Genomic DNA, 25,298 nt, shown 5'->3' with positions numbered 1-25,298 from the left:
GCATAAATATTGACTGCCATGCATAAACTTGCCTAGAGTGGCCGGGTGACTATTACCGCAGCAGTGTCCGGAGCCAGCGGCTACGCCGGAGGAGAGGTCCTCCGCCTGCTGGCCAACCACCCCGACGTCGAGATCGGCGCCATCACGGCCCACTCGAGCGCCGGCAGCCGCCTCGGCGAGCTCCAGCCGCACCTGCTCTCGCTCGCGGACCGGGTGATCGTCGAGACGACCGCGGAGAACCTGGCGGGGCACGACGTCGTGTTCCTCGCCCTCCCGCACGGGGCATCGGCAGAGGTGGCCGCGGCGCTGCCCGAGGGCACCCTGGTGATCGACGCCGGGGCGGACCACCGCCTCGAGGACCCCGAGGCCTGGTTCCGCTTCTACCGCTCCGAGCACGCCGGCACGTGGCCGTACGGACTGCCCGAGCTGCCCACGGGCGGGCAGGTGGGCGGACGAGTTGCGAAGCAGCGGGACAAGCTCGTCGGCGCACGCCGCGTCGCGGTCCCGGGCTGCTACCCGACCTCGGCGCTGCTCGCCCTCACCCCCGGCTTCGCCGCGGGCCTCCTCGAGCCGGAGGACGTCGTGATCGTCTCTGCCTCCGGCACGTCCGGCGCCGGCAAGTCCGTCAAGCCGCACCTGCTCGGCTCCGAGGTGATGGGCTCGATGAGCCCGTACGGAGTCGGCGGGGGCCACCGCCACACCCCTGAGATCGAGCAGGGCCTCTCCAATGCCGCGGGCGCCCCCGTCTCCGTCTCCTTCACGCCGACCCTCGCGCCCATGAGCCGCGGCATCCTCACGACGGCGACCGCCCGGGTCAAGCCCGGCGTCGGCGCCGCACAGCTGCGGGCCGCGTGGGACGAGGCCTACGCCGGCGAGAGCTTCATCCACGTCCTGCCGGAGGGCCAGTGGCCCGCGACCCAGATGGTCATCGGCTCGAACCACGCCGCAATCCAGCTCGCGTTCGACGAGCACGCAGGCCGCGTGATCGTGAGCTCCGTGATCGACAACCTCACGAAGGGCACCGCCGGCGGGGCGGTGCAGTCCATGAACATCGCGCTGGGCCTTCCCGAGGGCGCCGGCCTCGCACAGCTGGGAGTCGCACCGTGACCGTCACCTCACCCCAGGGCTTCCGGGCCGCCGGGATCACCGCGGGTCTCAAGGCCTCCGGCAAGCCGGACATGGCCCTCGTCGTCAACGACGGACCCGACAGGAACGCCGCGGCCGTCTTCACCTCCAACCGCGTCGCAGCGGCCCCCGTGCGCTGGTCGAAGCAGGTGGTCACGGACGGGCGCGTGGACGCCGTCGTGCTGAACTCCGGCGGCGCGAACGCGTGCACCGGCCCGAAGGGGTTCCAGAACACCCACACCACGGCGGAGAAGACGGCCGACGCCCTCGGCATCTCGGCCGGCGACGTCGTGGTGTGCTCGACCGGCCTCATCGGCGAGCAGCTCCCGATGGACAAGATCATCCCGGGCATCGACTCGCTCGCCTCAGCCCTCTCCGAGGACGGCGGCCACGACGCCGCGGTGGCGATCATGACGACGGACACCGTGCCCAAGGAGGCCGTGTTCACCGGCGCCGACACGCAGGGCGTGGAGTTCACGATCGGCGGGATCGCGAAGGGCGCCGGAATGCTCGCCCCGGGCCTCGCCACGATGCTCGTCGTGCTCACGACCGACGCCGAGGTCCACCCCGAGGTGCTCGACGCCGCCCTGCGCGACGCGACCCGCGTGACGTTCGACCGCGCCGACTCCGACGGCTGCATGTCCACCAACGACACCGTGGTGCTCATGGCCTCCGGCGCCTCGGGGGCGGTGCCGGACACGGCTGCCCTCACCGCCGGGCTCACCCAGGTCTGCGCCGAGCTGGCCCGCAAGCTCATCGGCGACGCCGAGGGAGCCGCGCACGATATCGCGATCCGCACGTTCAACGCGGCCAGCGAGCGCGACGCCGAGACCGTCTCGCGGGCGGTGGCCCGGTCCAACCTGTTCAAGACGGCCATCTTCGGCAAGGACCCGAACTGGGGCCGCGTGCTCTCCGCCGTCGGCACCACCGACGCCGCCTTCGAGCCGGATTCGCTCAACGTCTCGATCAACGGAGTCCAGATCTGCCAGAACGGCGGCATCGGCCAGGACCGCTCGCTCGTGGACCTCGAGCCGCGGGAGGTCCTCGTGGAGATCGACCTGGCCGCCGGGGACGCCGAGGCTACCATCTGGACCAATGACCTCACGCACGACTACGTGCACGAGAACTCGGCCTACTCGAGCTGAAAGGGGACGCGCGTGGCTGAGACCACCAGCAGCGGCACGACGAGCCCGAACATCCGCCTCGCCATGGACAAGGCCGAGACCCTCATCGAGGCCCTGCCCTGGATCCAGCGCTTCGCCGGCACCACCATGGTGGTCAAGTACGGCGGCAACGCGATGGTCAACGACGAGCTGAGGCGCGCCTTCGCCGAGGACATCGTCTTCCTGCACCACGTGGGCATCCACCCCGTGGTCGTGCACGGCGGCGGCCCGCAGATCAACGCGATGCTCGCCCGCGTGGGGATCGAGAGCGAGTTCAAGGGCGGCCTCCGCGTGACCACGCCGGAGGCCATGGATGTAGTCCGCATGGTCCTCACGGGCCAGGTGGGCCGCGAGCTCGTCGGCCTCATCAACTCCCATGGCCCCTACGCCGTGGGCATGTCGGGTGAGGACGCCGGCCTCCTCCGGGCGGTCCGCACCGGCACCGAGGTCGACGGCGAGGAGGTGGACCTCGGGCTCGTGGGCGAGGTCGTCGGCGTCAACCCCGGCGCCATCCTCGACATCCTCGGCGCGGGCCGCATCCCCGTCGTCTCCACCGTCGCCCCGGAGGTCACCGCGGAGACCGGGCCCGACGGCGTCGAACGCTTCCAGCCGACCGGCCAGGTCCTCAACGTCAACGCCGACACCGCCGCGGCCGCGGTCGCCGTCGCGCTCAACGCCTCGCGCCTCGTGGTCCTCACGGATGTCGAGGGCCTCTACAGCAACTGGCCGGACAGGGACTCGCTCGTCTCCCAGATCTCGGCCTCCGAGCTGCGCGAGATGCTCCCCTCCCTCGAGTCCGGCATGATCCCCAAGATGGGCGCCTGCCTCAAGGCGGTCTCGGAGGGCGTGGACCGCGCCGCGATCGTCGACGGCCGCAGCCCCCACACGATGCTCCTCGAGATCTTCACGAACGCCGGCGTCGGCACCCAGGTGGTGCCCGACGGGGAAGGACAGCACGCATGAGCGACAGCATTGGGTCGACCTCGCCTTCGCTCGGTGAGGGGGCGGGCCTCCCGCCCAAGAATGCCCACCGATCCCCGGAGGCCCGCCCCCTCACCGAGCTGGTGGAGGGCTCGCCGTCCGGCGCGGCCTGGCTCGCCCGCTACTCGGACTCGCTCATGGGCGTCTTCGGCACTCCGCAGCGCGTCCTGGTCCGAGGGCAGGGCTGCTACGTGTGGGACGCCGACGGCAAGCAGTACCTCGACCTGCTCGGCGGCATCGCCGTCAACGCCCTCGGCCACGCGCACCCGTTCGTCACGAGCGTGATCTCGTCCCAGCTCTCCACGCTCGGCCACGTCTCGAACTTCTTCACGAGCCCCACCCAGGTGGCGCTGGCGGAGAAGCTGCTGGAGATCACTGGCGCGCCGGCTGGGTCCAAGGTGTTCTTCGCGAACTCGGGCACCGAGGCGAACGAGGCCGCGTTCAAGCTCGCGCGCCGGAACAGCACCAACGCGGGCGGCGGGCCGCGCACCAAGGTCGTCGCCCTCGAGGGCGCGTTCCACGGCCGCACCATGGGCGCCCTCGCGCTGACGGCCAAGAAGGCGTACCGCGAGCCGTTCGAGCCGCTGCCCGGCGGGGTCGTGCACATCCCGTTCGGCGATGTCGAGGCGCTCCGCGCCGCCGTCGACGAGACGACCCAGGCCGTGTTCCTCGAGCCGATCCAGGGCGAGGCCGGCGTGATCCCGCTCCCGAAGGGATACCTCGCCGAGGCGCGGAAGATCACGCACGACGCCGGCGCCCTCCTGATCGTCGACGAGGTCCAGACCGGGATCGGCCGCACGGGCAGCTGGCTCGCGATCGAGGGCTCGGGCGTGGTGCCCGACGCCGTCACGCTCGCGAAGGGCCTCGGCGGCGGGTTCCCGATCGGCGCCCTCGTGACGTTCGGCGCCGAGGTGAGCGCGCTCCTGAGCGCGGGCCAGCACGGCACCACGTTCGGTGGCAATCCGGTCGCGACGGCCGCCGCGCTGGCCACGGTCCACGCGCTCGAATCGCAGGGCGTCCTCGCGAACGTCCGCGCCGTGGGGGAGCGGCTCCGCACCGCCCTCGCCGCGCTGCCCGAGGTCGCCGAGGTCCGCGGCCGCGGCCTGCTGATCGGCATCGACCTGACGGTCCCTCCGGGGGACACGGCACCGCTGCCCGACGGCGCGAACCTCGCCGCCGCCGTCGTGAACCAGGCACTCGAGGCGGGCTTCATCATCAACGCGCCGGGCCCGCGGACCCTCCGCCTCGCGCCGCCGCTCATCCTCACGGCCGAGCAGGCCGACACGTTCGTCGCGGCGCTGCCGGGTCTGGTGGCGTCAGCCACAGAACGCCTCGCCGCCGCGCAGACACCGAAGGAGGCGAAGTGACCAGCACCCGGCACTTCCTCAAGGACACCGACCTCAGCCCCGCCGAGCAGGCGGAGGTCCTCGACCTCGCCGTGCGCATGAAGGCCGCCCCCTACTCGGTTCAGCCGCTCGCGGCCGAGGGCTCGGCCCGCAGGACGGTCGCCGTCATCTTCGACAAGACCTCGACCCGCACGCGGGTCTCCTTCGCCACCGGCGTGTCCGATATGGGCGGCACCCCGCTCATCATCAACCCGGGCGAGGCACAGATCGGGCACAAGGAGTCCGTCGAGGACACCGCCAAGGTCCTCGAGCGGATGGTCGCCGCCATCGTGTGGCGCACGGGCGCGCACCAGGGGCTCGTGGACATGGCCGCCAACTCGCGCGTGCCCGTGGTCAACGCCCTGTGCGACGACTACCATCCGTGCCAGCTCCTCGCGGACCTGCTCACGGTCAAGGAGCACAAGGGGAACCTCGCCGGCCTGAGCATGGCCTACCTCGGCGACGCCGCGAACAACATGGCCAACTCGTACCTCCTCGCGGGCGTGACCGCCGGCATGCACGTGCGCATCGCCGGACCGGAGGGCTACTTGCCCGCGCCGGAGATCGTGGCGGAGGCCGAGGACGTCGCGGCACAGACCGGCGGCTCGGTGCTCGTGACCGTGGACGCGGCCGCAGCGCTCGAGGGTGCCGACGTCGTCACGACCGACACGTGGGTCTCGATGGGCCAGGAAGCCGAGAAGGCCGAGCGGATGCAGCTGTTCCGCGACTACTCCGTGGACGCCGCGGCGATGGCCAAGGCCGCCCCCGACGCCGTGTTCCTCCACTGCCTCCCGGCCTACCGCGGCTACGAGGTCGCCGCCGAGGTCATCGACGGCCCGCAGTCGGTGGTCTGGGACGAGGCCGAGAACCGCCTGCACGCCCAGAAGGCCCTCCTCGCGTGGGTCCTGCACCACTCGGGCCAGGCCGTCGTCGAGGGCCTCCCGGCGGTCTCCTGAGCGACATGAGCGCCGTACCCGGCTCCGCGCCGCAGACCAAGGCCGCCCGCCAGGCGCGCATCCGCGCGCTCCTGGCGGGGACCTCGGTGCGCTCGCAGGCGGAGCTCGCCACCCTCCTGGCGGACGACGGCGTGCAGGTCACACAGGCGACCCTCTCGCGTGACCTCGTGGAGATCGGGGCCGTGCGCGTGCGCGGTGCCGACGGCGGCCTGGTCTACGCCGTCCGCGGCGAGGGAGGGGACCGGAGCCCACGCATGGGCCAGGCCCCCGAAGTCCTCGACGCGCGCCTCGCGAAGCTGTGCGCCGATCTGCTGGTGACCGCCGAGTCGTCGGCGAACATCGTGGTCCTGCGGACGCCGCCGGGTGCGGCGAACTTCCTGGCCCTCGCGATCGACCACTCCGTGATCCCCTCGATCCTCGGAACCATCGCCGGCGACGACACGATCATGGTCATCTCGCGCGATCCCGACGGGGGAGAGGCCCTCGCGGCGCGTTTCCTCGAGCTGGCGTCTCAGGGCGGCTGAGCGCGGGCTTTGGTGCAGAGCCGTGTTGCGTCTAGGGCGATCCTGGCCGGGACACGCCCGGGCTCCCCGCGGGATTGAGCGGCTACGGGCTGTCGTGAGGCGCGACTGCGGCGTGCGGGACGTTCCGCGTTCTCACCGACCAAGCACCGATTTCGCGACCTGCTGCGCGGCTTGGTCCGCCGTGATGTATGTGGTGTCGATGATCTCTGCTTCATCGTGCAGCCAAACGCGAGCTGCCTCGGCATATGGCTCCAAGTATGCCAAGCGGAACGTTGAGGGGCCGAGGACTTTGTCGTTCTGTATGCGTTCACGGAGCGTGGCCTGGTCTGCGTGGAGCACGAAGTGCTGGATCGGTATGCCGTGCTCGGCAAGACCATCGCTGATCTCCCGCCAGTAGCTCTCGACCAAGACAGTCATCGGCATCACGAGTGTGCCTCCTGTGTACTCGAGCACGCGCCGAGCGGTCTCTACAACAAGCGGTCGCCACGGCTCCCAGTGCTGGAAGTTGTCCGTTGCGGGAAGTCCCGGCGTGATGTCCATGAGGACCTCACCGACCTTCTCGGCATCGAGGACGCGCGCATCGGGCAACAAGTGCTGAACGAGCGCGCTCGTCGTCGTCTTTCCCGCCCCGTGGGTGCCGTTGAGCCAAACGATCATGGAGCGGACTCTAGTGCCAAGGTGTCGATGAGGGCATTCTGCCCGGAGTGTCACACGGACGCACCAGCTGGTGTCTTGTGGTCGGGACCCCGAAGAGCGGGGCCCGAGAACCGAGGAGACACAGTGGCCCAGAACACCAGCGCTGCGCACACCGACGTCGTCGTCATCGGAGGCGGGTACGCCGGCACCATGGCTGCCAACCGGCTCACCCGGCGGGACGACGTGACCATAACGCTCATCAACCCCCGCCCCCAGTTCGTCGAGCGGGTCCGCCTCCACCAGCTTGTTGGCGGGACGCACGACGCCGTCCACGACCTCGCTGCTGTCCTCTCGCCGCGCGTCCGGCTCGTCGTGGACACCGCGGTGCGGATCGATGCTGCCGCCCGAAGCGTCGAGCTCGCATCCGGCAGGATGGTGCACTACGACTACCTTGTCTACGCCGCCGGCAGCTCCGGCGCCCAGCCGAGCGTGCCGGGCGCGGCCGAGCTCGCCTATCCGCTCTCGACGCTCGAGGACGCCCAGCGGGCCCGTGCGGCGGTCGACGCCCTGCCGGCAGCGGCAGCCGTGACCGTGGTCGGTGCCGGCCCCACCGGCATCGAGACCGCCGCGGAGCTCGCCGAGCAGGGCCGCCACGTCACGCTCGTGTGCGGTGGCCAACTCGGCCCGTATCTGGAAGCGCCCGCCCGCAGGGCGGTCCGGGACAGGCTGCGGTCGCTGGGGGCGGCGGTGCTCGACGGCGCCGGCACCCGTGCGGCCGCGGTGGGCGCCGCCGTCGTGCGTCTGGAGGATGGCCGCGAGGTCGCGAGCGACGCGACGCTCTGGACCGCGGGGTTCGCCGTGCCGGACCTCGCGGCACGCAGCGGCCTGAGCACAGACGCGGCAGGCCGCCTCCTCACCGACGAGACGCTCACGAGCGTGGACGATCCGCGGATCGTCGCCGCCGGAGACTGCGCCTCGCCGTCCGGCGCGCCCTACCGGATGAGCTGCCAGGTTGCTGTCCCGCTCGGCACCCTCGCGGCGGACGCGGTGTCGGCGCGCATCGCCGGTCGGGCTCCGAAGGCCACGGCCCCGGGGTTCGTCGGCCAGTGTCTGGGCCTCGGGCGCCATCTCGCCGTGTACCAGTTCGCGTCGAGAGACGACCGTGCGACGACGGCGTATGTCGCTGGAAGGGCAGCGGCCATCCTCAAGGAGTCGGGGTCAGGGTTCGCCTACTGGTCATTGGTCTTCGAGGGCAAGCGACCCGGGCTGATGAACTGGGTCCCGTTCAAGGACGGCCGGAGGCAGGTCCTGCTCGAGTCAGCGCGGGTCAGCGCGTAATCACTGGATCGACCATCAGGAGGAGGAACCGTCATGGAGAGCATCACCTCAGCTGCTTCAGCAAGCACCCGGCGCACCCGTGTCGCGGTGATCGGCGGCGGATATGCCGGCACGATGGCAGCCAACCGCCTGACCCAACGACCGGACGTGGACGTGACCCTCGTCAACCCGCGCCACGAGTTCGTCGAGCGGATCCGCCTGCACCAGCTCGTCGCCGGGACGCACGACGCCGTCCGCGACTTCGCCGCCGTCCTCTCGCCGCGCGTCCTGCTCGTCGTGGACACGGCCGCGCGCATCGACGCGGTGAACCGCACCGTCGAGCTCGCTTCGGGCTCGAAGATCGCGTACGACTATCTCGTCTACGCTGCGGGAAGCGCGGAGGCACCTCCGCTGATCCCCGGTGCGTCGGAATTCGCCCACCCGGTGTCCACGCTCGAACAGGCGCAGCGGCTCCGCGCGATCGTGGCCGCGACGCCGCCGAGGGCGCCCATCACCGTGGTCGGCGGCGGTCCGCTCGGCATCGAAGTGGCGTCGGAGCTCGCCGAACAGGGCCGAGCAGTCACGCTTCTCTGCGGTGGCACGCTCGGCCCCTACCTGCACACGAGGGGCCGCAGTTCGGTGGCCGCCGGATTGGCGAGGCTCGGCGTCACCGTGCTCGAAGGCCCCGCATCCCGGGCTGCCGAGATGACCCGAGACGCGGTCCTCCTTGCCGATGGCCAGGAGCTTGCCAGCGCTGTCTCCGTGTGGGCCGCAGGGTTCGCTGCCTCGGCGCTTGCGCTCCACAGCGGGCTCAGTGTCGACGCCGCGGGTCGGCTCCTGACCGACGAGACGCTGACCAGCATCGACGACGACCGCATCGTCGCGACAGGCGACGCGGCATCACCGTCGGGCATGCCCCTGAGGATGAGCTGCCAAGCGGCCCTTCCGCTCGGCTCGCATGCGGCGGACACGGTGCTGCAGCGGATCTCAGGCCGGGCCCCGCAGGACTTCACCCGCGGGATCGCCGCGATGTGCGTGAGCCTGGGTCGGCGTGACGGCGTCTTCCAGTTCGCTCGCTCCGATGACACAGCCGTCTGGCTGAGTGTTCCCGGACGCGCCGGCGCGCTGCTGAAGGAAGCGGCGTGCACCAGCCCGATCGACCAGCTGGCCAAGGAGGCACGCAGACCAGGCTCGCATGCGTGGATCGTCAGGGACCGCGGGCGCACCGCCCGGATCGCGGCCCGTGGCTTGGCGGGACTGGTGCCCGCTCACAGGGAAGGCTAGGTTGGCGGCAATGTCACCTATGGAGGAAGGTCCGCCACGGCATGGGCATGCTGTGGCTGTGGCGACAGAGGTGTTCGTGGCCCACCGCAACCTCCTGTTCACTGTCGCGTACGAGATGCTCGGTTCTGCTGCCGACGCCGAGGACGTCCTCCAGGAGTCGTGGCTGCGATGGGCCGAGGTGGACTTGGAGACGGTCCGGGACGGTCGCTCCTACCTGATCAGGGTCGTGACCCGTCAGGCTCTCAACCGCCTGCGGACGATGGCGCGCCGCAAGGAAGCCTACGTGGGCCCGTGGCTCCCTGAGCCGCTGCTCACCTCCCCGGATGTCGCCGAGGACGTCGAGCTCGCCGAGAGCCTGTCCATGGCGCTCATGGTGGTGCTCGAAACCCTCACACCCACCGAGCGCGCGGTGTTCGTCCTGCGAGAGGTCTTCGACGTCGGCTACGACGAGATCGCCCGATCAGTGGACAAGAGCGAGGCTGCGGTCCGACAGATAGCCCACCGGGCGCGGAAGCACGTCGAAGCCCGGCAGCCGCGCCAGCCGGCGTCAGCGGCGCAGGCCCGCACAGCGCTGGCATCGCTGCAGCGCGCACTCGAGACGGGCGACCGGCAGGCATTCCTCGACGTTCTCGCGCCGGATGTGGTGTACATCGGTGACGGCGGTGGAATCCGGCAGGCCGCATTGCGGCCCGTCGTGGGCGCTGACCGGATCGTCCGCATGGTGATGGGGGGTCTGGCGAAATCGGGGGTGATCCCGACCGCGGAGCCCTCGCTCGTCAACGGCATGCCAGCCCTCGTGTTCCGATTGGACGGGGAGCTCGACGGCGTCCTTGCCGCGCGCGTCGGGAGCACGGGGATCACCGGGCTCTACTACGTGCGCAATCCGGAGAAGCTCACGCGCCTCGGGGCGGACACGGTGGTGGTCCGCTCCTGAGGCGCCGGGGCAGCTCACCGAGCCGCGCGAACGGCGCGGGGTAGCGGAAGGTGCCCCGCGCGCCGTCGTGCGCGGGCAGCACGCGGACCTGGAAGTAGTCGCCCCACGCCGGATCGGGCGCGGCGATGCCGTACCGTGACGCTGGCATCCAGCCGTGCCGGGCGTAGCAGGCGACGCGGCATGCTTCGCGCCACTGAAGGCTGCCGCTGTCACGGCCCGCACAGCGGGGAAGTCCTCCGGCCGTTCGGGACGCACGACGACGGACACTCACACCTCCTGCTCCAATGACGCCAGGAGCAGCGCCTCGGCGAAGATGGCACGGCGGTAGTCGGCCAGGTCAATGGACTCGTCGGCGCCGTGGGCGCGCGAATCGGGGTCCTCGGCCCCGTTGATGAGCACCTGCGCGTGAGGGAACGACGCCGCGAGCTCCGCGGCCGCCGGGATCGAGCCGCCCACGCCCATGAGCACCGGGGCCACGCCCCACGCCTCTTCCATGGCACGGCGCATGGTGCGGGCCGCCGGCGATCCGCCGTCGCCGGCGAAGGACTTGGTCGCGCTCCCGGGCACGAGCGAGACGTGCGCGCCCAGGGGCGTGTGGGCCTCCAGATGGGCCCGCACGGCCTCCAGCGCCCGCAGCGGCTCGTCCCCGGGGGCAAGCCGCAGGCTGATCTTCGCCCGGGCGGCGGGCACGATGGCGTCGGAGGAGACGTCCACGCCCGGGGCATCGATGCCGACCACGGACAGCGCCGGCTTCGTCCAGAGCCGGGAGGCGATGCTTCCGGAGCCGGCCAGCCGCACGCCCGGGAGGACGCCCGCGTCCGCCCGGTAGTCGTCCTCGCTCAGGTCCACCTGGCTCGAGTCCCACCCGCCCAGCCCGGCGACGGCGACGCTCCCGTCGGGTCCGTACAGGCTCGCGACCAGCTGGGACGTGACAGCGAGCGCGTCGAGGACGGGGCCGCCGAACGTGCCGGAATGGAGGGCGTGGTCGAGCACGCGGACCTCGATGACCGCTGTCGCGATGCCGCGCAGGCTCGTGGTCAGCGCGGGCACCCCCGCGCGCCAGTTGCCGGAGTCGGCGACCACCACGACGTCGGCGCGCAGGAGGTCCCCGCGGGAGCGCAGCAGCTGCGGCAGCGACGGCGAGCCGATCTCCTCCTCTCCGTCGATGAACACGACGACGCCGAGCCCGTTCTCGGCCCCCACCGCCCGGGCGAAGGCACGGTACGCGGCCAGATGGAGGACCACCCCGCCCTTGTTGTCGGCGACGCCGCGGCCGTACAGCCGTCCGTCCCGTCGGGTCGCCTCGAAGGGAGGGGTGTGCCAGGCGTGGGGGTCGCCGGCCGGCTGGACGTCGTGGTGCGCGTAGAGGAGCACGGTCGGGCGCCCGGGCGCCGCCGGCCTCCTGGCGAGGACCGACGGGGCGCCGGGCGCGCCGTCGGGCCGCGCTTCGCGCACGATGCCGACCTCCGGGAAGCCAGCCCCCTCGAACAGCTCCGCCACGAGCTGCGCGCTGCGCTCGAGCGGGGCCGGATCGAGCGCGGCCCACGCCGAGCCCGGGATGGCCACCAGCTGTCCCAGGTCCGCGATGGCGGCGTCGAAGCCTGCTTCCGTCTCTGCGCGCAGTGCAGCGGTGAAAGGCATCATGCGCCCACCCTCCCAGAGGGGCTCGGCCGAGCCAAGCACTGTACGCCCGACGCCGCGGGGCGGAGAATGCCTGAGTGCCGTCTCCCCTGCGGATTGCGCGCCATGCATATCTATGTAGACTGATGCATAACAATTCGTGCTTGCCCTGCATCCAGGGAACCTGTGCCTAAGGAGAACACCGTGAAGGATCGCATCGTCCTCGCCTACTCGGGCGGTCTGGACACCTCCGTCGCGATCGGCTGGATCGCCGACGCGACGGGCGCCGAGGTCGTCGCCGTCGCCGTCGACGTCGGGCAGGGCGGCGAGAACATGGAGACGATCCGCCAGCGCGCCCTGGGCTGCGGCGCCGTCGAGGCCTACGTCGCCGACGCGCGCGACGAGTTCGCGGACGAGTACTGCATGCCGACCCTGAAGGCCAACGGCCTGTACCAGGGCCACTACCCGCTGGTCTCCGCGATCTCCCGCCCGGTCATCGTCAAGCACCTGGTCAAGGCCGCCCGCGAGTTCGGCGCGTCCACCGTCGCGCACGGCTGCACCGGCAAGGGCAACGACCAGGTCCGCTTCGAGGTCGGCATCCAGACCCTCGGCCCGGACCTGAAGTGCATCGCCCCGGTCCGCGACCTTGCCCTGACCCGCGACAAGGCCATCGCGTACGCGGAGGAGAAGCACCTCCCGATCATCACGACCAAGAAGAACCCCTACTCGATCGACCAGAACGTCTGGGGCCGCGCCGTCGAGACGGGCTACCTCGAGGACATCTGGAACGCCCCGACCAAGGACATCTACGACTACACCCAGACGCCGGAGTTCCCGCCGGCCCCGGACGAGGTCACGATCACCTTCGTGAAGGGCACCCCCACCGCGCTCGACGGCGTCGCGATGTCCCCGCTGCAGATCATCCAGGAGCTCAACCGCCGCGCCGGCGCCCAGGGCGTGGGCCGCATCGACGTCGTCGAGGACCGCCTCGTCGGCATCAAGAGCCGCGAGATCTACGAAGCCCCCGGCGCGATGGCGCTCATCACGGCGCACAAGCACCTCGAGGACATCACGATCGAGCGCGAGCACGCCCGCTTCAAGGCCGGCGTGGACCGCCGCTGGAGCGAGCTCGTCTACGACGGCCAGTGGTTCTCCCCGCTCAAGCGTGCCCTCGACACCTTCATCGAGGACTCCCAGCAGTACGTCTCCGGCGACATCCGCATGGTCCTCCACGGCGGCACCGCCGTGGTCAACGGACGCCGCTCGGACACGTCGCTGTACGACTTCAACCTCGCCACCTACGACACGGGCGACACGTTCGACCAGTCCAACGCGAAGGGCTTCATCGACATCTGGGGCATGTCCTCGAAGGTGGCCTCGAGCCGCGACCAGCGCGTCGCGGGGGAGTGAGCGCCGGTGATTGAGCGCAGCGAGGCCGGCGGGCGCTCGGGGACGAACGAGGGCGCGCTGTGGGGCGGGCGCTTCGCCGGGGGACCGGCGGACGCGCTCGCCGCGCTGAGCAAGTCGACGCACTTCGACTGGCGCCTGGCCCGCTACGACATCGCGGGCTCCAAGGCCCACGCACGGGTCCTGCACCGGGCCGGCCTGCTCGACGACGCCGAGCTCGCGGGGATGCTCGACGCGCTCGACGGGCTCGACGCCGACGTCGCCTCGGGTGCCTACGTCGCCGCGGAGTCCGACGAGGACGTGCACGGATCGCTCGAGCGCGGCCTCATCGAGCGCGCTGGCGCCCACCTCGGCGGCAAGCTCCGCGCCGGGCGGTCGCGCAACGACCAGATCGCGACCCTCGGGCGCATGTTCCTGCGGGACCACGCGCGGCTCATCGCCCGCGGGGTCCTCGCGACGGTCGACGCGCTCGTGGCCCAGGCGGAGGCGCACCCGGAGGCGGCCATGCCCGGTCGCACGCACCTCCAGCACGCCCAGCCCGTCCTGCTCAGCCACCACCTGCTCGCCCACGCCTGGGCGCTGCTCCGCGACGTCCAGCGACTGCAGGACTGGGACAGGCGCGCCGCGGTCTCGCCGTACGGATCCGGCGCGCTCGCGGGCTCCTCGCTCGGACTCGACCCCGAGGCCGTCGCCGCGGACCTCGGCTTCGACTCGGCCGTGCACAACTCGATCGACGGCACCGCCTCGCGGGACGTCTTCGCCGAGTTCGCGTGGGTCGCAGCGATGATCGGGGTGGACCTCTCGCGGATCTCCGAGGAGGTCATCCTGTGGGCCACGAAGGAGTTCTCCTTCGTCACGCTCGACGACGCCTACTCCACGGGGTCGAGCATCATGCCGCAGAAGAAGAACCCGGACGTGGCCGAGCTCGCGCGCGGCAAGGCGGGGCGCCTCATCGGCGACCTCACTGGCCTGCTCGCGACCCTCAAGGGGCTTCCGCTCGCCTACAACCGGGACCTGCAGGAGGACAAGGAGCCCGTCTTCGACGCGGCGGACACCCTCGAGCTCCTGCTCCCGGCGGTCTCGGGCATGGTCGCCACGCTCGTCTTCAACACCGAGCGCATGGCCTCGCTCGCCCCGCAGGGCTTCGCGCTCGCGACCGACATCGCCGAGTGGCTCGTCCGCAAGGGCGTGCCGTTCCGCGAGGCGCACGAGCTCTCCGGCGCCGCCGTGAAGCAGGCCGAGTCGCGCGGCGTCGAGCTCTGGGACCTGACGGACGAGGAGTACGCGGCGATCAGCCCGGCGCTCACCCCCGAGGTGCGCACGGTGCTCTCGACCGAGGGCTCGCTCGCGAGCCGGAACGCGCAGGGCGGCACGGCGCCGTCCGCCGTCGCCCGCCAGATCACGGCGCTCAAGGACCAGCTCGCGGACGCGCGGGAGTTCGCGGGCTGACCCTTCCCGGCGCCCACCCGCCGGGCGCATCATCATTGCGTGCAGTCGCGCACGCTTATGGTCGTCGTGGCCCATCCCGATGACGACGCCTACGGTATCGCCGGCTCGATCGCCCTCCACGCGGACGAGCCGGCGTTCCGCTTCGTGCTGGTCCACGCGACCGACGGCGCCGCCGGCCAGATCGCACCCGGCGTCGACGCGACGCCCGAGACCCTCGGCTTCGTGCGGCGCGAGGAGGACCGCCGGGCCTGGCTCGCCCACGGGCGCGAACCGGACCGCCACGAGTGGCTCGAGTACGACGACGGGCGCGTCGCCGAGGAGGACCCCTCCGACCTCGCGCTGCGCATCCGGGCGATCATGGCCGAGGAGCGGCCCGATGTGGTCTACACGTTCGGGCCGGACGGCATCACGGGACACCCTGACCACATCGCGGTCGGCCAGGCCGCCGACGCCGCTTTCCTGGGACTTGCCTCGGACGGCGGCCCCGGCTTCCGCCGGCTCCTGCACTGGGCCGTGAAGCACTCCTCGTGGCTCACGATGAACCGGGCCCGGCTGCGGCTCGGCCTTCCGCCGTGGGACCCGAAGGAGGTCTACCACTTCCGCGGCGTCCCGGACGACCTCATCGACATGCGGGTCGACACCCGCACCGTCGCCGGGCGCGTTGTCGCCGGAGTCGTGGAGCACCGCAGCCAGCAGCTCTCCCTCATGGCCCCGCCGGCGGGCCTCGATGCGTGGCACTCGATCGCTGCGCGGGAGTACTTCGTCCAGGCGTGGCCCCCTCGCGAGCGCGGGATGCCCCTGCTCAGGGACATCTTCGAAGGGCTCTAGGGCAGCCGCACCGTCCCGGCGCCGCCGTCCACCTCGATCCGGTCGCCGGTGGCGATCCGCTCGGTGGCGCCCGGCACCCCGACGACGGCCGGGATGCCGTACTCCCGCGCCACCACGGCCCCGTGCGAGTTCGGGCCGCCCATCTCCATGACGAGCGCCCCGGCGGTCAGGAAGAGCGGCGTCCACCCCGGATCGGTGGACGGCGCGACGAGCACCTCCCCGGGCAGCAGCGACGCGTTCCCCGGATCGAGGACCACGCGCGCCGCCGCGGCGACCGTTCCGGCGGACGCGGGAACGCCCCTCAGGATCCGCGGTTCCTGCGGCCCTCCCGCCGTCCCCGCTCCGAGGGCCGCCTCGGGCTCCGTCCCGTCCGAGAGCAGGACACGTGGGATGTGACGGCGGCGCATCTCGCGCGCATAGTCGGCCCGGCGGCGGGCGACGACGGCGCGCAGCCGCCGCGCGCCGTCGTCCGCGGTCCCGCTGTGCGTACGGGAGGGCTGCGCGAGTGCGAGCGCCGAGCGGGCTTCTGCGAACGTGAGGAAGAAGACGGCGTCCCGGTCGGGGAGGACGCCCGCGTCCGCAAGGTGCCGCCCGACCGCCAACAGCTCGGTGCGGACGGCGTCGAAGACGCGCACGAGGAGGAACTTCGGCTCCTCCCGCAGCCCGGCCAGGGCCCGCGCCCGGTTCAGGAACGCTGCGGCCGCGGCTCCGCGGAGCCGGCTGCGGTCCTTCGCGCGGGCAGACAGCATGCGGACCGCCTCCTCGCCGGCGCGGGCCGCAGCGGCAAGGGCGCCGGCGCCCGGGTCACGCCGGAGCAGCGCGGCGACCATCGACAGCACGGGTGCGGGATCCTCCCGCCAGCGCGGGACGCCGACGTCGATCTCGGCCGCGGCCCGCTGCCCGTACCGCCGGAGGAACCCGGCGATGCCGTCCGCGAGGACCTCCGGGAGCGTCCCCGCGGCGAGCCGCTCGGCGAGGTCCTCTCCGGTGCGCCCGGCAAGGTCCCGGGCGGCGTCGGGAGCCTCGCGGCGGACGCGCTCGGCGAGCACGCGGAGCTCCTCGTCCATGAGCGTGGTGGGATTGCCCGGGAGGCCGCGCAGGACCTCCTGGACCTCGCCGGGCCGGGCGATGCCCCGCAGCAGTGCCGCGGCGAGCCCGAGGCTCACGAACCCGGCCGCCGCAACCGGCAGGGTCGCCGGCACGATCGGGAAGGCCTCGCCAGCCATGAGCTCCGCCGCGCGAGCCAGTCGCGCGGCGGGGTCAGCGGGCGTCGGGACGCGCAGGCGCGCCTCGAGGCCGGCGCCGAAGCGCCGGACCGCGGCTCGGCCGGAGCCAGGACGGAGGACGGCGCCGAGCAGGGTCTCGGGCACGCGGTTCCTCAGGGCCATCGGCCCGATCCGGCGCACGAGCCCGAGGGTCGAGCGGGCGGCGAGCGGGAAGCGCGGATCGGACGCGAGGCTCCGCAGCACTGCAGCGGAGCGGGTCTCCATGACGTCCAGCACGCGGGGTGCGAGCTGCCGGCCCGCACGGCTGCGCAGCACGGCCGTCGCATCGACGAAGAGCCGGCCACCGGCCTCGGCGACCACGGCTGGGCCGTCCTCACGGTCGATGGCGCGGAATCCCGCCTGCAGGGCCACCGAGGAGGCCAGCAGGCGGATGCACGCATGGCCCATCGGCGTGAGCGGCCGCGTCAGGCCTTGGGCGAGGGAGAAGCAGAACCACGCCCGCATGCCACCCGTCTGGTCCCTGCGCGTGGGGATGGGATGCAGGGTCGTGATGGGACGGGTCTGGGTGAGCCAGACCTTTCCGTCCGCTGCGATCGCCCATTCCGCGTCCTGCGGTCCACCGAAGTGCTCCTCGAGGCGACGCCCCAGCGCGACGAGGGCGCGGACGTCGCGCGCGCCCAGGCACAGCCGCGGATCAGCTCCCGCGAGCACGAGCCGCTCGGTGCCGCCGCCCGGGGTGGGCCTGACGGCCAGCGCCTTCGCGCCCACCCGGCTCGCGATGATGCTGCCGGTGGCCGCGTCCGCTACGAAGTGGTCGGGGTCCACCGCCCCGGAGACCACCGCCTCCCCGAGTCCCGGGCTCGCGTCGATGGCCATCCTCGTCCGGGTCCCGGCCACCGGGTCCGCCGTGAACAGGACGCCGGCCACGGCCGCGTCCACGAGCGGCTGGACGACGACGGCCAGTGCCGCCTCCGCTCCCTGGAATCCCGTGCTGCGGCGGTAGGCCACCGCGCGGTCTGTCCAGAGCGAGGCCCAGCAGCGGCGGACGGCGTCCAGCACGGCGTCCCCGCCGACCACGTTGAGGAACGTCTCCTGCTGGCCCGCGAAGCTGGCCCCGGGCAGGTCCTCGGTCGTGGCCGAGGAGCGGACGGCGACCGGGACGCCCGGGCCATTGGCGGACGAGCCCCGGTCTGGGGCACCGGGGGACGGGGCGCCGGCGGGCACGAGGGCCGCGTAGGCCTCCAGGACCGCGGCAGCGGTGGTGGGGGACAGGTCCGCGGCGGCGAGCAGGCCGCGCAGGCGGGCGCAGAGCGCGAGTCGCCGCTCGTCGTCGTCCGCCGCGTCGACCTCTTCGGCGAGGCTCCGGCCGGCCGCCCCGAGCGCTTCCCGGTAGGCGGCGGCCAGGACGCAGAACCCGGCCGGCACGTCCAAGCCCGCGGACAGCATCTCGCCGAGGTTGGCGGCCTTCCCGCCGGCCTCGGCGGCCATGGTCGCCCGCAGCGCCTCCAGTGGCAGGACCACGGGCAGCGCGGGCGATGCGCCGCTGCCGAGCACGGCCTCAGGATAGACCCGGCTCGCTCGCGTGTCGTGGGCCGGCGGTACGCTGGCCCCATGGACACCGCTGCTGCCCCCAACCCGCCGGCCGGCCTCGGCGACGAGCGCCTCCTCGCGGGCATCGAGAGCGCCGCCGAGGGCATCCGCAATGAGCTCGCGCACCTCACGGACACCTCGGTCTCAGAGGACTCCCTGCTGCCCGGCTGGACTCGCGGGCACGTCCTCGCGCACGTGGCCGGGGTGTGCCGCGGGATGGCGCGCCAGCTTGAGTACGCGGAGCGGGGCGAGCTCATCGAGCTGTACGACGGCGGCCAGGAGGGGCGCACCAAGGAGATCGAGGAGGGCGCGGCGTCGAGCGCCGACGAGCACCGCAAGCGGACGGGCGCCGCGCTGGACCGCGCCCTCGAGGCGTTCCGCGGCCTCAGCCCCGAGGGGTGGGAGCGGCCCATCACATACCGCAACGGGGTGGTCCGCGACGGTGGCCTCGCCCTCTGGCGCGAGCTCGTCATCCACCGCACCGACCTCGGCACCGGTGCGAGCCAGCACGGCTGGGACGAGGCCTTCTGCGGCCATCTCCTCGGCTTCCTCGCCGCACGCGTGCCGGAGCGCATGTCCTTCGCGCTGCATCCGCAGGGCCGCCCGGACCTGCTCATCGGCCACGGCCCCGACACCGTGGACGTCCACGGGCGTCTGGCGGACATCCTCGCGTGGCTCGCCGGCCGGCCGGTCGACCATGCCTCGGTGCGCGCGGAGCACGCGGGCGAGGCCGTGCCGCTGCCGCAGATCGGCCCGTGGCCGGCGGCGTCGTCGGCGAAGTAGGGCATGCCCGACGACCTCGCCGCGTGGCTGCTCCGGGACCCCGTCCTCGTGGCCCCGGACCTCCTCGGCGCCGTCCTGACCCACACGTCTCCGGAAGGCGCCGTCTCCGTCCGGCTCACCGAGGTCGAGGCGTACCGCGGGCACCGCGACTCCGAGCACCCCGACCCCGGCTCCCACTCCTACAACGGGCGCACGCCCCGCAACGAGGTCATGTGGGGACCGCCCGGCCACCTCTACGTCTACTTCACGTACGGCATGCACTCCTGCGCGAACGTCGTGTGCGGCCCTGCCGGCAGCTCCTCCGGCTGCCTCCTGCGGGCCGGGGAGGTTGTCGAGGGCATCGACCTCGCCCGCTCCCGACGTCCGGCCGCGAAGCGCGATGCGGATCTGGCCCGGGGCCCTGCCCGGCTCGCCCAGGCGCTCGCGATCGGCCGGGGGGACAACGGCGCCGCGCTCGACGGCGGGCGGTTCCGGCTCGAGCCGCCATCCCACCGTGCCGCCGGGGTGCTCTCCGGTCCGCGGGTCGGGGTTGCCGGCCCCGGAGGGTCGGCGGACTACCCGTGGCGGTTCTGGCTCCCCGGCGAGCCCAGTGTCTCCGCCTACCGCCCGGCGAAGCCCCGCCCACGGCCCCATGCCTGACACCCACGGCTGTCTGACACCCCGGCCGTCTGAGGGCTAGGCCGCGTCGACCGGAGCTGCCTCGCCCACGCGGTCCGCGCCCGTGGGGTCGCGGCGCTCGAGCCGGGCCAGGAGCCTGGCGCGCACGAGCGGCCACTCGGCTCCGAGGACCGAGAACACCGCCGTGTCCACCCTCGCGCCGTCGTGCCCTGGCCGATATGCGCGCAGGGTTCCCTCGTGCACCGCTCCGAGCTTGAGCAGGGCGTTCGCGCTGCGCCCGTTGCGCGTGTCCACCCGGAACGCGACCCGGCTCAGGCCCAGATCGTCGAAGGCATGGCCCAGCAGGAGCAGCTTCGTTGCCGGATTCATGCCGGAGCCCCAGTGCGCTCGGGCGAAGAACGTCCCGCCCACCTCGGCACGGCCCAGCCGCACGTCGAGATCGTAGAGCCCGGTCGTCCCGGCCACGGCCCCGGTGACGGGATCGCAGGCGGCGAAGGGCAGAGCCGAAGGGTCCTCGAGCCGCGAGGAGAAGATCTCTGCCAGGTCCTCGACGCACTGGGGTCGGCGCGCGGCCATCCCGGACCACGTCGGGACGTCGACGTGGCGGAAGAGGTGCTCCGCGTGCAGGGGCGCAAGCGGCACCAGCCGGACGCCGTGCCCGGCGAGCGTGAGCGCGTGATGCATGCCGACATTGAAGCACCCGGGAAACCCGTCCGGTACGCCGCGGCGGCGGATGTGGATATGAACTTTGGGTAACGTGGGGGCGTGACTGAACCCCACCGCGGCATCACGCCCCAGACCGACGACGAGGCCCGCCCCGCTGCCCCGGCGGAGCACCCTGTGGAGGACATTCTCGACCGCCTGTGCGCCACGGTCCCCGACTATCCCGCGCCGGGGGTCTCGTTCAAGGACCTGACCCCGGTGTTCGCGGATGCGGAGGGACTGAGAGCCGTCGTCGACGCCATCGTCGAGCCCTTCCTCGGCCACTTCGACCTCATCGCGGGCATCGAGGCCCGCGGCTTCCTCCTCGCCGCGGCCGCGGCCTACGCGACGGGCACCGGAGTGCTCACGATCCGCAAGGCCGGCAAGCTGCCCCGGGAGACCTACGCCGAGGAGTACGCGCTCGAGTACGGGGCCGCGACCCTCGAGATCCACACGACAGACCTCGCCGCCGGCGCCCGCGTCCTGATCCTCGACGACGTGCTCGCGACAGGCGGCACGGTGGGGGCTGCCGCGCGGCTCGTCGAGCGGTGCGGGGCGCGCGTGGTGGGGATCGGCGTCGTCCTCGAACTGCCGGCACTCGGCGGCCGCGCCGCGCTCGAAGGCCGCCCGGTGCACTCGCTCCAGCGGGTCGACTGACCGCTGGAGGCCAGGTTTCGCCGTCGTTCACCCGAATCGCTGTAGAATGGACGGTCCAGCTTTTCAGTATGAGGGGAACGCACAGATGCTCGACGCCGACCTGTCCCACGAACGGGAATACGTCCGGGGCCTCTACGCGCGGCTCGACGAGCTGCGCGAGGAGAAGAGGGGACAGCTCGACGCCGTCCGCAAGGCCGGGGCGATCGGGTCGATGCAGAATGTTTCCGAACGTGACGCGTTCGCCGCGATGTACGAGGACCGCCTCGCCCAGCTCGACGCGGTCGAGAACCGGCTCGTGTTCGGCCGGCTGGACTTCGACGGCGGCGAGCAGCAGTACATCGGCCGCATCGGCCTGAGCACCGACGACCTCCGCCGGCTCATGGTCGACTGGCGTGCACCCGAGGCCAGCCACTTCTACCAGGCCACGGCCTTCGACCGGCAGGGTGTCCGCCGCCGCCGGCACCTCATCCTCCAGGGGCGCGAGGTCAAGGCGATCGAGGACGACGTGCTCGACGCCGAGATGCTCGACGGCTCGACCAGCCACCAGGGCGAGGGCGCGCTCCTGGCGGCCCTGAACTCCAAGCGCACCGGCCGCATGGCCGACATCGTGAGCACCATCCAGGCCGAGCAGGACCGGATCATCCGCGCTCCCATGCCCGGGGCGCTCGTGGTGCAGGGCGGGCCGGGCACCGGCAAGACGGCGGTTGCGCTCCACCGTGCCGCGTACCTCCTCTACTCCCACCGGGAGCGCCTCAAGAGCGCCGGCGTGCTCCTGGTCGGCCCATCGTCGTCGTTCATGAAGTACATCGAGAGGGTGCTTCCGTCGCTCGGTGAGACCGGCGTCGTCATGTCCAGCGTCGGAAGGCTCATGCCGGGCATCACGGCCGTCCCCGAGGCGGATGCCCGCGTCGCCGCGCTCAAGGGCAGCAAGCGCATGGTCGACCTCGTCGCGGCCGCGGTCGCGAACCGCCAGCGTGTGCCGGCGGGGGACAGGGTCCTCGAGGTCGAGGGCTACAAGCTCCTCCTCACCCCGCGGCAGGTGCGCCGGGCCCGGGACAAGGCCCGGGCCACGGGCAAGCCGTACAACGAGGCCCGCAACACCTTCGTCAAGATCCTCCTGCGTGAGCTCACGGAGCAGCTGCAGTCCAAGGTCGAGGCGAGCAACGCGGGCAACACCGCGGACCGCTCCTACCTGGCCGAGGACGTCCGGCAGTCGCGCGACGTCCGCGTCGCCGTCAACCTGTGCTGGATGCCCATGACGCCGGAGCAGCTGGTCTCGGAGCTCTTCAGCAGGCGCAGCATCCTCGACGCGGTCGGCTCGGTCCTCACGGAGGAGGAGCGCGACCTCCTGCGCCGCCCCGCGGACTCACCGTGGACCGAGGCCGACGTTCCCCTCCTGGACGAGGCGGCAGAGCTCCTCGGGGAGCTCGACGCGACCACGGGCCACGAGGCGGCCCGGCGCGAGGCCGAGCGCCGCCGCGACCTCGAGAACGCGCAGCAGGCCCTGAAGAACGTGGACGCCGCGCTCCGCGAGGTCGGGCTGAACGGAGTGATCGAAGCGGAGGACCTCGCTGACTACCAGCAGGGCCCCGAAGCGCGGATGACGGCGGCTGAGCGCGCTGTGGGAGACCGCACCTGGGCCTACGGCCACATCATCGTGGACGAGGCGCAGGAGCTCTCCTACATGCAGTGGCGCCTGCTCGTGCGCCGCTGCCCGCTCAAGTCCTTCACCATCGTGGGCGACATCGCCCAGACGTCGTCGGCCGCCGGCGCGTCCTCCTGGAGCCGGGCGCTCACGCCGTTCTTCGGCGACCGCTGGACGCTCGAGGAGCTCACCGTCAACTACCGCACGCCTGCCCAGATCGCGGAGGCCGCCGCCCGGATGGCGGCCGCGGCCGGCCTCGTTGTCTCCGCGCCCAAGGCCGTGCGAGAGGGCCGCTGGGAGCCGATCGTCGACCGCGTGGGCCCGGGTGGCGTCGTCGACCGTCTCCTCGCCGTCCTGCCGGAGGAAATCGAGGCGGCCGACGGCGGTCTGGTCGCCGTGATCGCGGAGGGGAACCTCGCCGGCACCGCGCGGGAAGCCCTGCGCGGCGCCTACGGGGCCCGGGTCGGCAGCGGCGCGGGCAGCTTCGAGCAGGACATCGTGGTGATCGACCCACGGGAGGCGAAGGGCCTCGAGTTCGACGTCGTCGTGGTGCTAGAGCCCGCGGCGCTGCTGGACCACGAGCACGGCAAGGTCGGCGACCTGTACGTCGCCATGACGCGGCCCACCCAGCGCCTCCGGCTCATCGCAGAGGGACCCATCCCTGCCGGCATCGAGCAGGGCCGCTGAAGCAGGGCAGGGATGCGCTGGGCGACCACGGGCGCTGATACCGTAGAAGCCGTGCCGCAGACAGCAATTCTCGACTCCCAGAAGAACGATCCGAGCTTCCCGAACATCTGGCAGGAGCTCAAGTGGAGGGGACTCGTCCACGTCTCCACAGATGAGGCCGAGCTCGAGAAGCTCCTCGCCGGTGAGCCGATCACGTACTACTGCGGCTTCGACCCCACCGCTCCGAGCCTTCACCTGGGCAACCTCGTGCAGCTGCTCGTGCTGCGCAGGCTCCAGCTCGCGGGCCACAAGCCGCTCGGCCTCGTGGGAGGCTCCACCGGGCTCATCGGCGATCCGCGTCCGACGGCGGAGCGCACCCTCAACACCAAGGACACCGTGGCGGAGTGGGTGGGCTACCTCAAGGCGCAGGTGAGCCGCTTCCTCTCCTTCGAGGGGGACAACGCGGCGCGGATCGTCAACAACCTGGACTGGACGGCGCCGCTCTCGGCGATCGATTTCCTGCGTGAGGTTGGCAAGCACTTCCGTGTCGGGACGATGCTGCGCAAGGACGCGGTGGCATCGAGGCTCTCCTCGGACGAGGGCATCTCCTACACCGAGTTCAGCTACCAGATCCTCCAGGGCATGGACTACCTGGAGCTGTTCCGCCAGTACGACTGCCTCCTGGAAACCGGTGGCTCGGACCAATGGGGCAACCTGACGAGCGGGACGGAGCTCATCCGCAAGGTCGAGGGCAAAACCGTGCACGCCTTGGGCACGCCCCTCATCACGAATTCGGACGGGACGAAGTTCGGCAAGAGCGAAGGCAACGCCATCTGGCTTGACCCGGCGATGTGCTCGCCGTACACCTTCTACCAGTTCTGGCTCAACACGCAGGACGCCGATGTCGTGGACCGGCTCAAGGTGTTCACCTTCCTCACGCGTGCACAGATCGATGAGCTCGCGGCCTCGGTTGCGGAGCGGCCGTTCGCCCGAGAAGCCCAGCGCCGGCTCGCCTACGAGGTCACCTCGTTGGTTCACGGCGTCGAGGCCACCGAGAAGGTCATCGCGGCCTCGGCCGCGCTGTTCGGCAACGGCGATCTGGGTGTCCTCGACGAGGGCACGCTCTCCGCCGCGACAGCCGAGCTCTCGACGGCGGCCGTGACGCCCGAGCAGCTCGGCATCGTCGAGCTCCTGGTCGCCACGGGCTTGGCCGAGAGCAAGTCCGCGGCGCGGCGCACCGTCGGCGAAGGCGGAGCGTACGTGAACAACGCCAAGGTCACCGATCCGGAGGCCGTGATCCCAGCCGAGGACGCTCTGCACGGCAGGTACTTCCTCGTCCGCCGGGGAAAGAAGCACCTGGCCACGGCTGTCCTCGAGGACTGACGGTCGCGCTGGCGGGCCGTGCCGCCGGCCGACACGCCCGGGCGGCCCGCCCGACTTGCGAGGGCAGCGGTCGGGGGGTAATGTATTCCGAGTCGCCAACGCAGAGCGGAGGCGAAAAACCCCAGAACTCAACCGGGAAATGCTCGGACTGCCGGAATTTCGGCCTTCCTGCAGCGCCTCGGATCAGGTTTTCGAAGAAAACGCGGATTTGATTCCGCGGATGGAAACCGGTAGAGTTATGGATCGTGCTTCGGGGAGGCGCAAGGCCGAACGGCTGAGCGCGTTACCCGATGGGCCTGTTGTTTGAGAACTCAATAGTGTGCCAAGTTCGTTGATGCCATTTTTTTGATGGTGTTGATTGCCTGGTTGCGTGCACCCCCGTGTGCGTGGCCGGGTTTTTATGCCAGTTTTGGATTGTG

General features: G+C 72.0%; 21 protein-coding genes. 17 read left to right on the top strand and 4 right to left on the bottom strand.

The genetic code is table 11. From position 1 onward, the window contains the following. Positions 1-45: 45 nt before the first annotated feature. The 6 genes from argC (at position 46) to ACQ5BE_RS04760 (ending at position 6,134) form a co-directional block, all read left to right on the top strand. Entirely contained in the window at positions 46-1,107 is a 1,062-nt protein-coding gene (gene argC / locus ACQ5BE_RS04785) for an N-acetyl-gamma-glutamyl-phosphate reductase (RefSeq protein WP_430295792.1), read from the top strand. Further along, entirely contained in the window at positions 1,104-2,270 is a 1,167-nt protein-coding gene (gene argJ / locus ACQ5BE_RS04780) for a bifunctional glutamate N-acetyltransferase/amino-acid acetyltransferase ArgJ (RefSeq protein ID WP_344301023.1), read from the top strand. Before argC ends, argJ begins: the two co-directional genes overlap by 4 nt. A gap of 63 nt (positions 2,271-2,333) precedes the next feature. Continuing rightward, a complete protein-coding gene (gene argB, locus ACQ5BE_RS04775) occupies positions 2,334-3,251 on the top strand; it encodes an acetylglutamate kinase (protein WP_430296269.1) in 918 nt (305 codons plus the stop codon). After that, positions 3,248-4,636, top strand: coding sequence for an acetylornithine transaminase (locus tag ACQ5BE_RS04770; protein ID WP_430295790.1), 1,389 nt, complete (start codon positions 3,248-3,250; stop codon positions 4,634-4,636). Before argB ends, ACQ5BE_RS04770 begins: the two co-directional genes overlap by 4 nt. Next, positions 4,633-5,610, top strand: a complete 978-nt coding sequence (gene argF / locus ACQ5BE_RS04765) for an ornithine carbamoyltransferase (RefSeq protein ID WP_430295789.1) — start codon at positions 4,633-4,635, stop codon at positions 5,608-5,610. The genes ACQ5BE_RS04770 and argF overlap by 4 nt, the downstream gene beginning before the upstream one ends. Positions 5,611-5,615: 5 nt before the next feature. Next, positions 5,616-6,134, top strand: coding sequence for an arginine repressor (locus ACQ5BE_RS04760; protein WP_430295788.1), 519 nt, complete (start codon positions 5,616-5,618; stop codon positions 6,132-6,134). 132 nt (positions 6,135-6,266) lie between these two features. Here ACQ5BE_RS04760 and ACQ5BE_RS04755 read toward each other — a convergent pair whose 3' ends face one another. Continuing rightward, positions 6,267-6,791 (bottom strand): AAA family ATPase, encoded by a 525-nt coding sequence (locus tag ACQ5BE_RS04755; protein WP_430295787.1) that lies wholly within the window; start codon positions 6,789-6,791, stop codon positions 6,267-6,269. A gap of 123 nt (positions 6,792-6,914) precedes the next feature. On the opposite strand from ACQ5BE_RS04755, the gene ACQ5BE_RS04750 reads away from it, so the two are divergent. Genes ACQ5BE_RS04750 through ACQ5BE_RS04740 form a run of 3 tightly spaced genes read left to right on the top strand, consistent with a single transcriptional unit; the run spans position 6,915 to position 10,305 of the window. Further along, entirely contained in the window at positions 6,915-8,108 is a 1,194-nt protein-coding gene (locus tag ACQ5BE_RS04750) for an NAD(P)/FAD-dependent oxidoreductase (RefSeq protein WP_430295786.1), read from the top strand. 33 nt (positions 8,109-8,141) lie between these two features. After that, positions 8,142-9,371: an NAD(P)/FAD-dependent oxidoreductase gene (locus ACQ5BE_RS04745; protein ID WP_430295785.1), complete on the top strand. Its 1,230-nt coding sequence runs from the start codon at positions 8,142-8,144 to the stop codon at positions 9,369-9,371. A gap of 19 nt (positions 9,372-9,390) precedes the next feature. Beyond that, positions 9,391-10,305 (top strand): RNA polymerase sigma-70 factor, encoded by a 915-nt coding sequence (locus ACQ5BE_RS04740; protein ID WP_430296268.1) that lies wholly within the window; start codon positions 9,391-9,393, stop codon positions 10,303-10,305. 267 nt (positions 10,306-10,572) lie between these two features. Here ACQ5BE_RS04740 and ACQ5BE_RS04735 read toward each other — a convergent pair whose 3' ends face one another. Further along, entirely contained in the window at positions 10,573-11,949 is a 1,377-nt protein-coding gene (locus tag ACQ5BE_RS04735; protein ID WP_430295784.1) for a M20/M25/M40 family metallo-hydrolase, read from the bottom strand. Positions 11,950-12,129: 180 nt separating this feature from the next. On the opposite strand from ACQ5BE_RS04735, the gene ACQ5BE_RS04730 reads away from it, so the two are divergent. From ACQ5BE_RS04730 to ACQ5BE_RS04720, 3 genes are read left to right on the top strand one after another with little or no spacing between them, the layout of a single operon-like run. Further along, positions 12,130-13,335, top strand: coding sequence for an argininosuccinate synthase (locus ACQ5BE_RS04730; protein ID WP_208712266.1), 1,206 nt, complete (start codon positions 12,130-12,132; stop codon positions 13,333-13,335). A 6-nt stretch (positions 13,336-13,341) separates the two neighbouring features. Continuing rightward, complete coding sequence (argH, locus tag ACQ5BE_RS04725; RefSeq protein ID WP_430295783.1) at positions 13,342-14,781, top strand: argininosuccinate lyase; 1,440 nt, start codon at positions 13,342-13,344, stop codon at positions 14,779-14,781. A gap of 39 nt (positions 14,782-14,820) precedes the next feature. Then, positions 14,821-15,609 (top strand): PIG-L deacetylase family protein, encoded by a 789-nt coding sequence (locus ACQ5BE_RS04720; protein WP_430295782.1) that lies wholly within the window; start codon positions 14,821-14,823, stop codon positions 15,607-15,609. On the opposite strand, the gene ACQ5BE_RS04715 is transcribed toward ACQ5BE_RS04720, so the two are convergent. Then, positions 15,606-18,323, bottom strand: coding sequence for a PEP/pyruvate-binding domain-containing protein (locus tag ACQ5BE_RS04715; protein ID WP_430296267.1), 2,718 nt, complete (start codon positions 18,321-18,323; stop codon positions 15,606-15,608). The genes ACQ5BE_RS04720 and ACQ5BE_RS04715 overlap by 4 nt on opposite strands. A 123-nt stretch (positions 18,324-18,446) precedes the next feature. Between ACQ5BE_RS04715 and ACQ5BE_RS04710 the strand changes: the two genes are divergently transcribed. Then, positions 18,447-19,208, top strand: a complete 762-nt coding sequence (locus ACQ5BE_RS04710) for a maleylpyruvate isomerase family mycothiol-dependent enzyme (protein ID WP_430295781.1) — start codon at positions 18,447-18,449, stop codon at positions 19,206-19,208. A 3-nt stretch (positions 19,209-19,211) separates the two neighbouring features. Then, on the top strand, positions 19,212-19,847 hold the full coding sequence (locus tag ACQ5BE_RS04705; protein ID WP_430295780.1) for a DNA-3-methyladenine glycosylase: 636 nt from the start codon (positions 19,212-19,214) through the stop codon (positions 19,845-19,847). 36 nt (positions 19,848-19,883) lie between these two features. On the opposite strand, the gene ACQ5BE_RS04700 is transcribed toward ACQ5BE_RS04705, so the two are convergent. After that, positions 19,884-20,510 (bottom strand): GNAT family N-acetyltransferase, encoded by a 627-nt coding sequence (locus ACQ5BE_RS04700; RefSeq protein ID WP_430295778.1) that lies wholly within the window; start codon positions 20,508-20,510, stop codon positions 19,884-19,886. 165 nt (positions 20,511-20,675) lie between these two features. Here ACQ5BE_RS04700 and ACQ5BE_RS04695 point away from each other — a divergent pair, with 165 nt between their 5' ends. The 3 genes from ACQ5BE_RS04695 (at position 20,676) to tyrS (ending at position 24,879) form a co-directional block, all read left to right on the top strand. Beyond that, the gene (locus ACQ5BE_RS04695; protein WP_430296266.1) at positions 20,676-21,185 is read left to right on the top strand and encodes an adenine phosphoribosyltransferase; all 510 of its coding nucleotides are present in this window, start codon (positions 20,676-20,678) and stop codon (positions 21,183-21,185) included. Between the two features lie 85 nt (positions 21,186-21,270). Beyond that, a complete protein-coding gene (locus ACQ5BE_RS04690; protein ID WP_430295776.1) occupies positions 21,271-23,517 on the top strand; it encodes a HelD family protein in 2,247 nt (748 codons plus the stop codon). A gap of 51 nt (positions 23,518-23,568) precedes the next feature. Further along, the gene (gene tyrS, locus ACQ5BE_RS04685) at positions 23,569-24,879 is read left to right on the top strand and encodes a tyrosine--tRNA ligase (RefSeq protein ID WP_430295775.1); all 1,311 of its coding nucleotides are present in this window, start codon (positions 23,569-23,571) and stop codon (positions 24,877-24,879) included. Positions 24,880-25,298: the final 419 nt, after the last annotated feature.

The sequence above is a fragment of the Sinomonas sp. B1-1 genome (assembly GCF_050474465.1).
Taxonomy (GTDB): Bacteria; Actinomycetota; Actinomycetes; order Actinomycetales; family Micrococcaceae; genus Sinomonas; species Sinomonas flava.
This window is presented reverse-complemented; position numbering and strand designations above follow the sequence as displayed.

Excerpts from the sequence above, each read along its gene's own strand:
- argB (WP_430296269.1), top strand. The coding sequence starts at position 2,334 with ATGGACAAGGCCGAGACCCTCATCGAGGCCCTGCCCTGGATCCAGCGC.
- ACQ5BE_RS04770 (WP_430295790.1), top strand. The coding sequence starts at position 3,248 with ATGAGCGACAGCATTGGGTCGACCTCGCCTTCGCTCGGTGAGGGGGCG.
- ACQ5BE_RS04760 (WP_430295788.1), top strand. The coding sequence starts at position 5,616 with ATGAGCGCCGTACCCGGCTCCGCGCCGCAGACCAAGGCCGCCCGCCAG.
- ACQ5BE_RS04755 (WP_430295787.1), bottom strand. The coding sequence starts at position 6,791 with ATGATCGTTTGGCTCAACGGCACCCACGGGGCGGGAAAGACGACGACG.
- ACQ5BE_RS04745 (WP_430295785.1), top strand. The coding sequence starts at position 8,142 with ATGGAGAGCATCACCTCAGCTGCTTCAGCAAGCACCCGGCGCACCCGT.
- ACQ5BE_RS04740 (WP_430296268.1), top strand. The coding sequence starts at position 9,391 with ATGGAGGAAGGTCCGCCACGGCATGGGCATGCTGTGGCTGTGGCGACA.
- ACQ5BE_RS04735 (WP_430295784.1), bottom strand. The coding sequence starts at position 11,949 with ATGATGCCTTTCACCGCTGCACTGCGCGCAGAGACGGAAGCAGGCTTC.
- ACQ5BE_RS04715 (WP_430296267.1), bottom strand. The coding sequence starts at position 18,323 with ATGGCCGCCGAGGCCGGCGGGAAGGCCGCCAACCTCGGCGAGATGCTG.
- ACQ5BE_RS04710 (WP_430295781.1), top strand. The coding sequence starts at position 18,447 with ATGGACACCGCTGCTGCCCCCAACCCGCCGGCCGGCCTCGGCGACGAG.
- ACQ5BE_RS04705 (WP_430295780.1), top strand. The coding sequence starts at position 19,212 with ATGCCCGACGACCTCGCCGCGTGGCTGCTCCGGGACCCCGTCCTCGTG.
- ACQ5BE_RS04700 (WP_430295778.1), bottom strand. The coding sequence starts at position 20,510 with ATGCATCACGCGCTCACGCTCGCCGGGCACGGCGTCCGGCTGGTGCCG.
- ACQ5BE_RS04690 (WP_430295776.1), top strand. The coding sequence starts at position 21,271 with ATGCTCGACGCCGACCTGTCCCACGAACGGGAATACGTCCGGGGCCTC.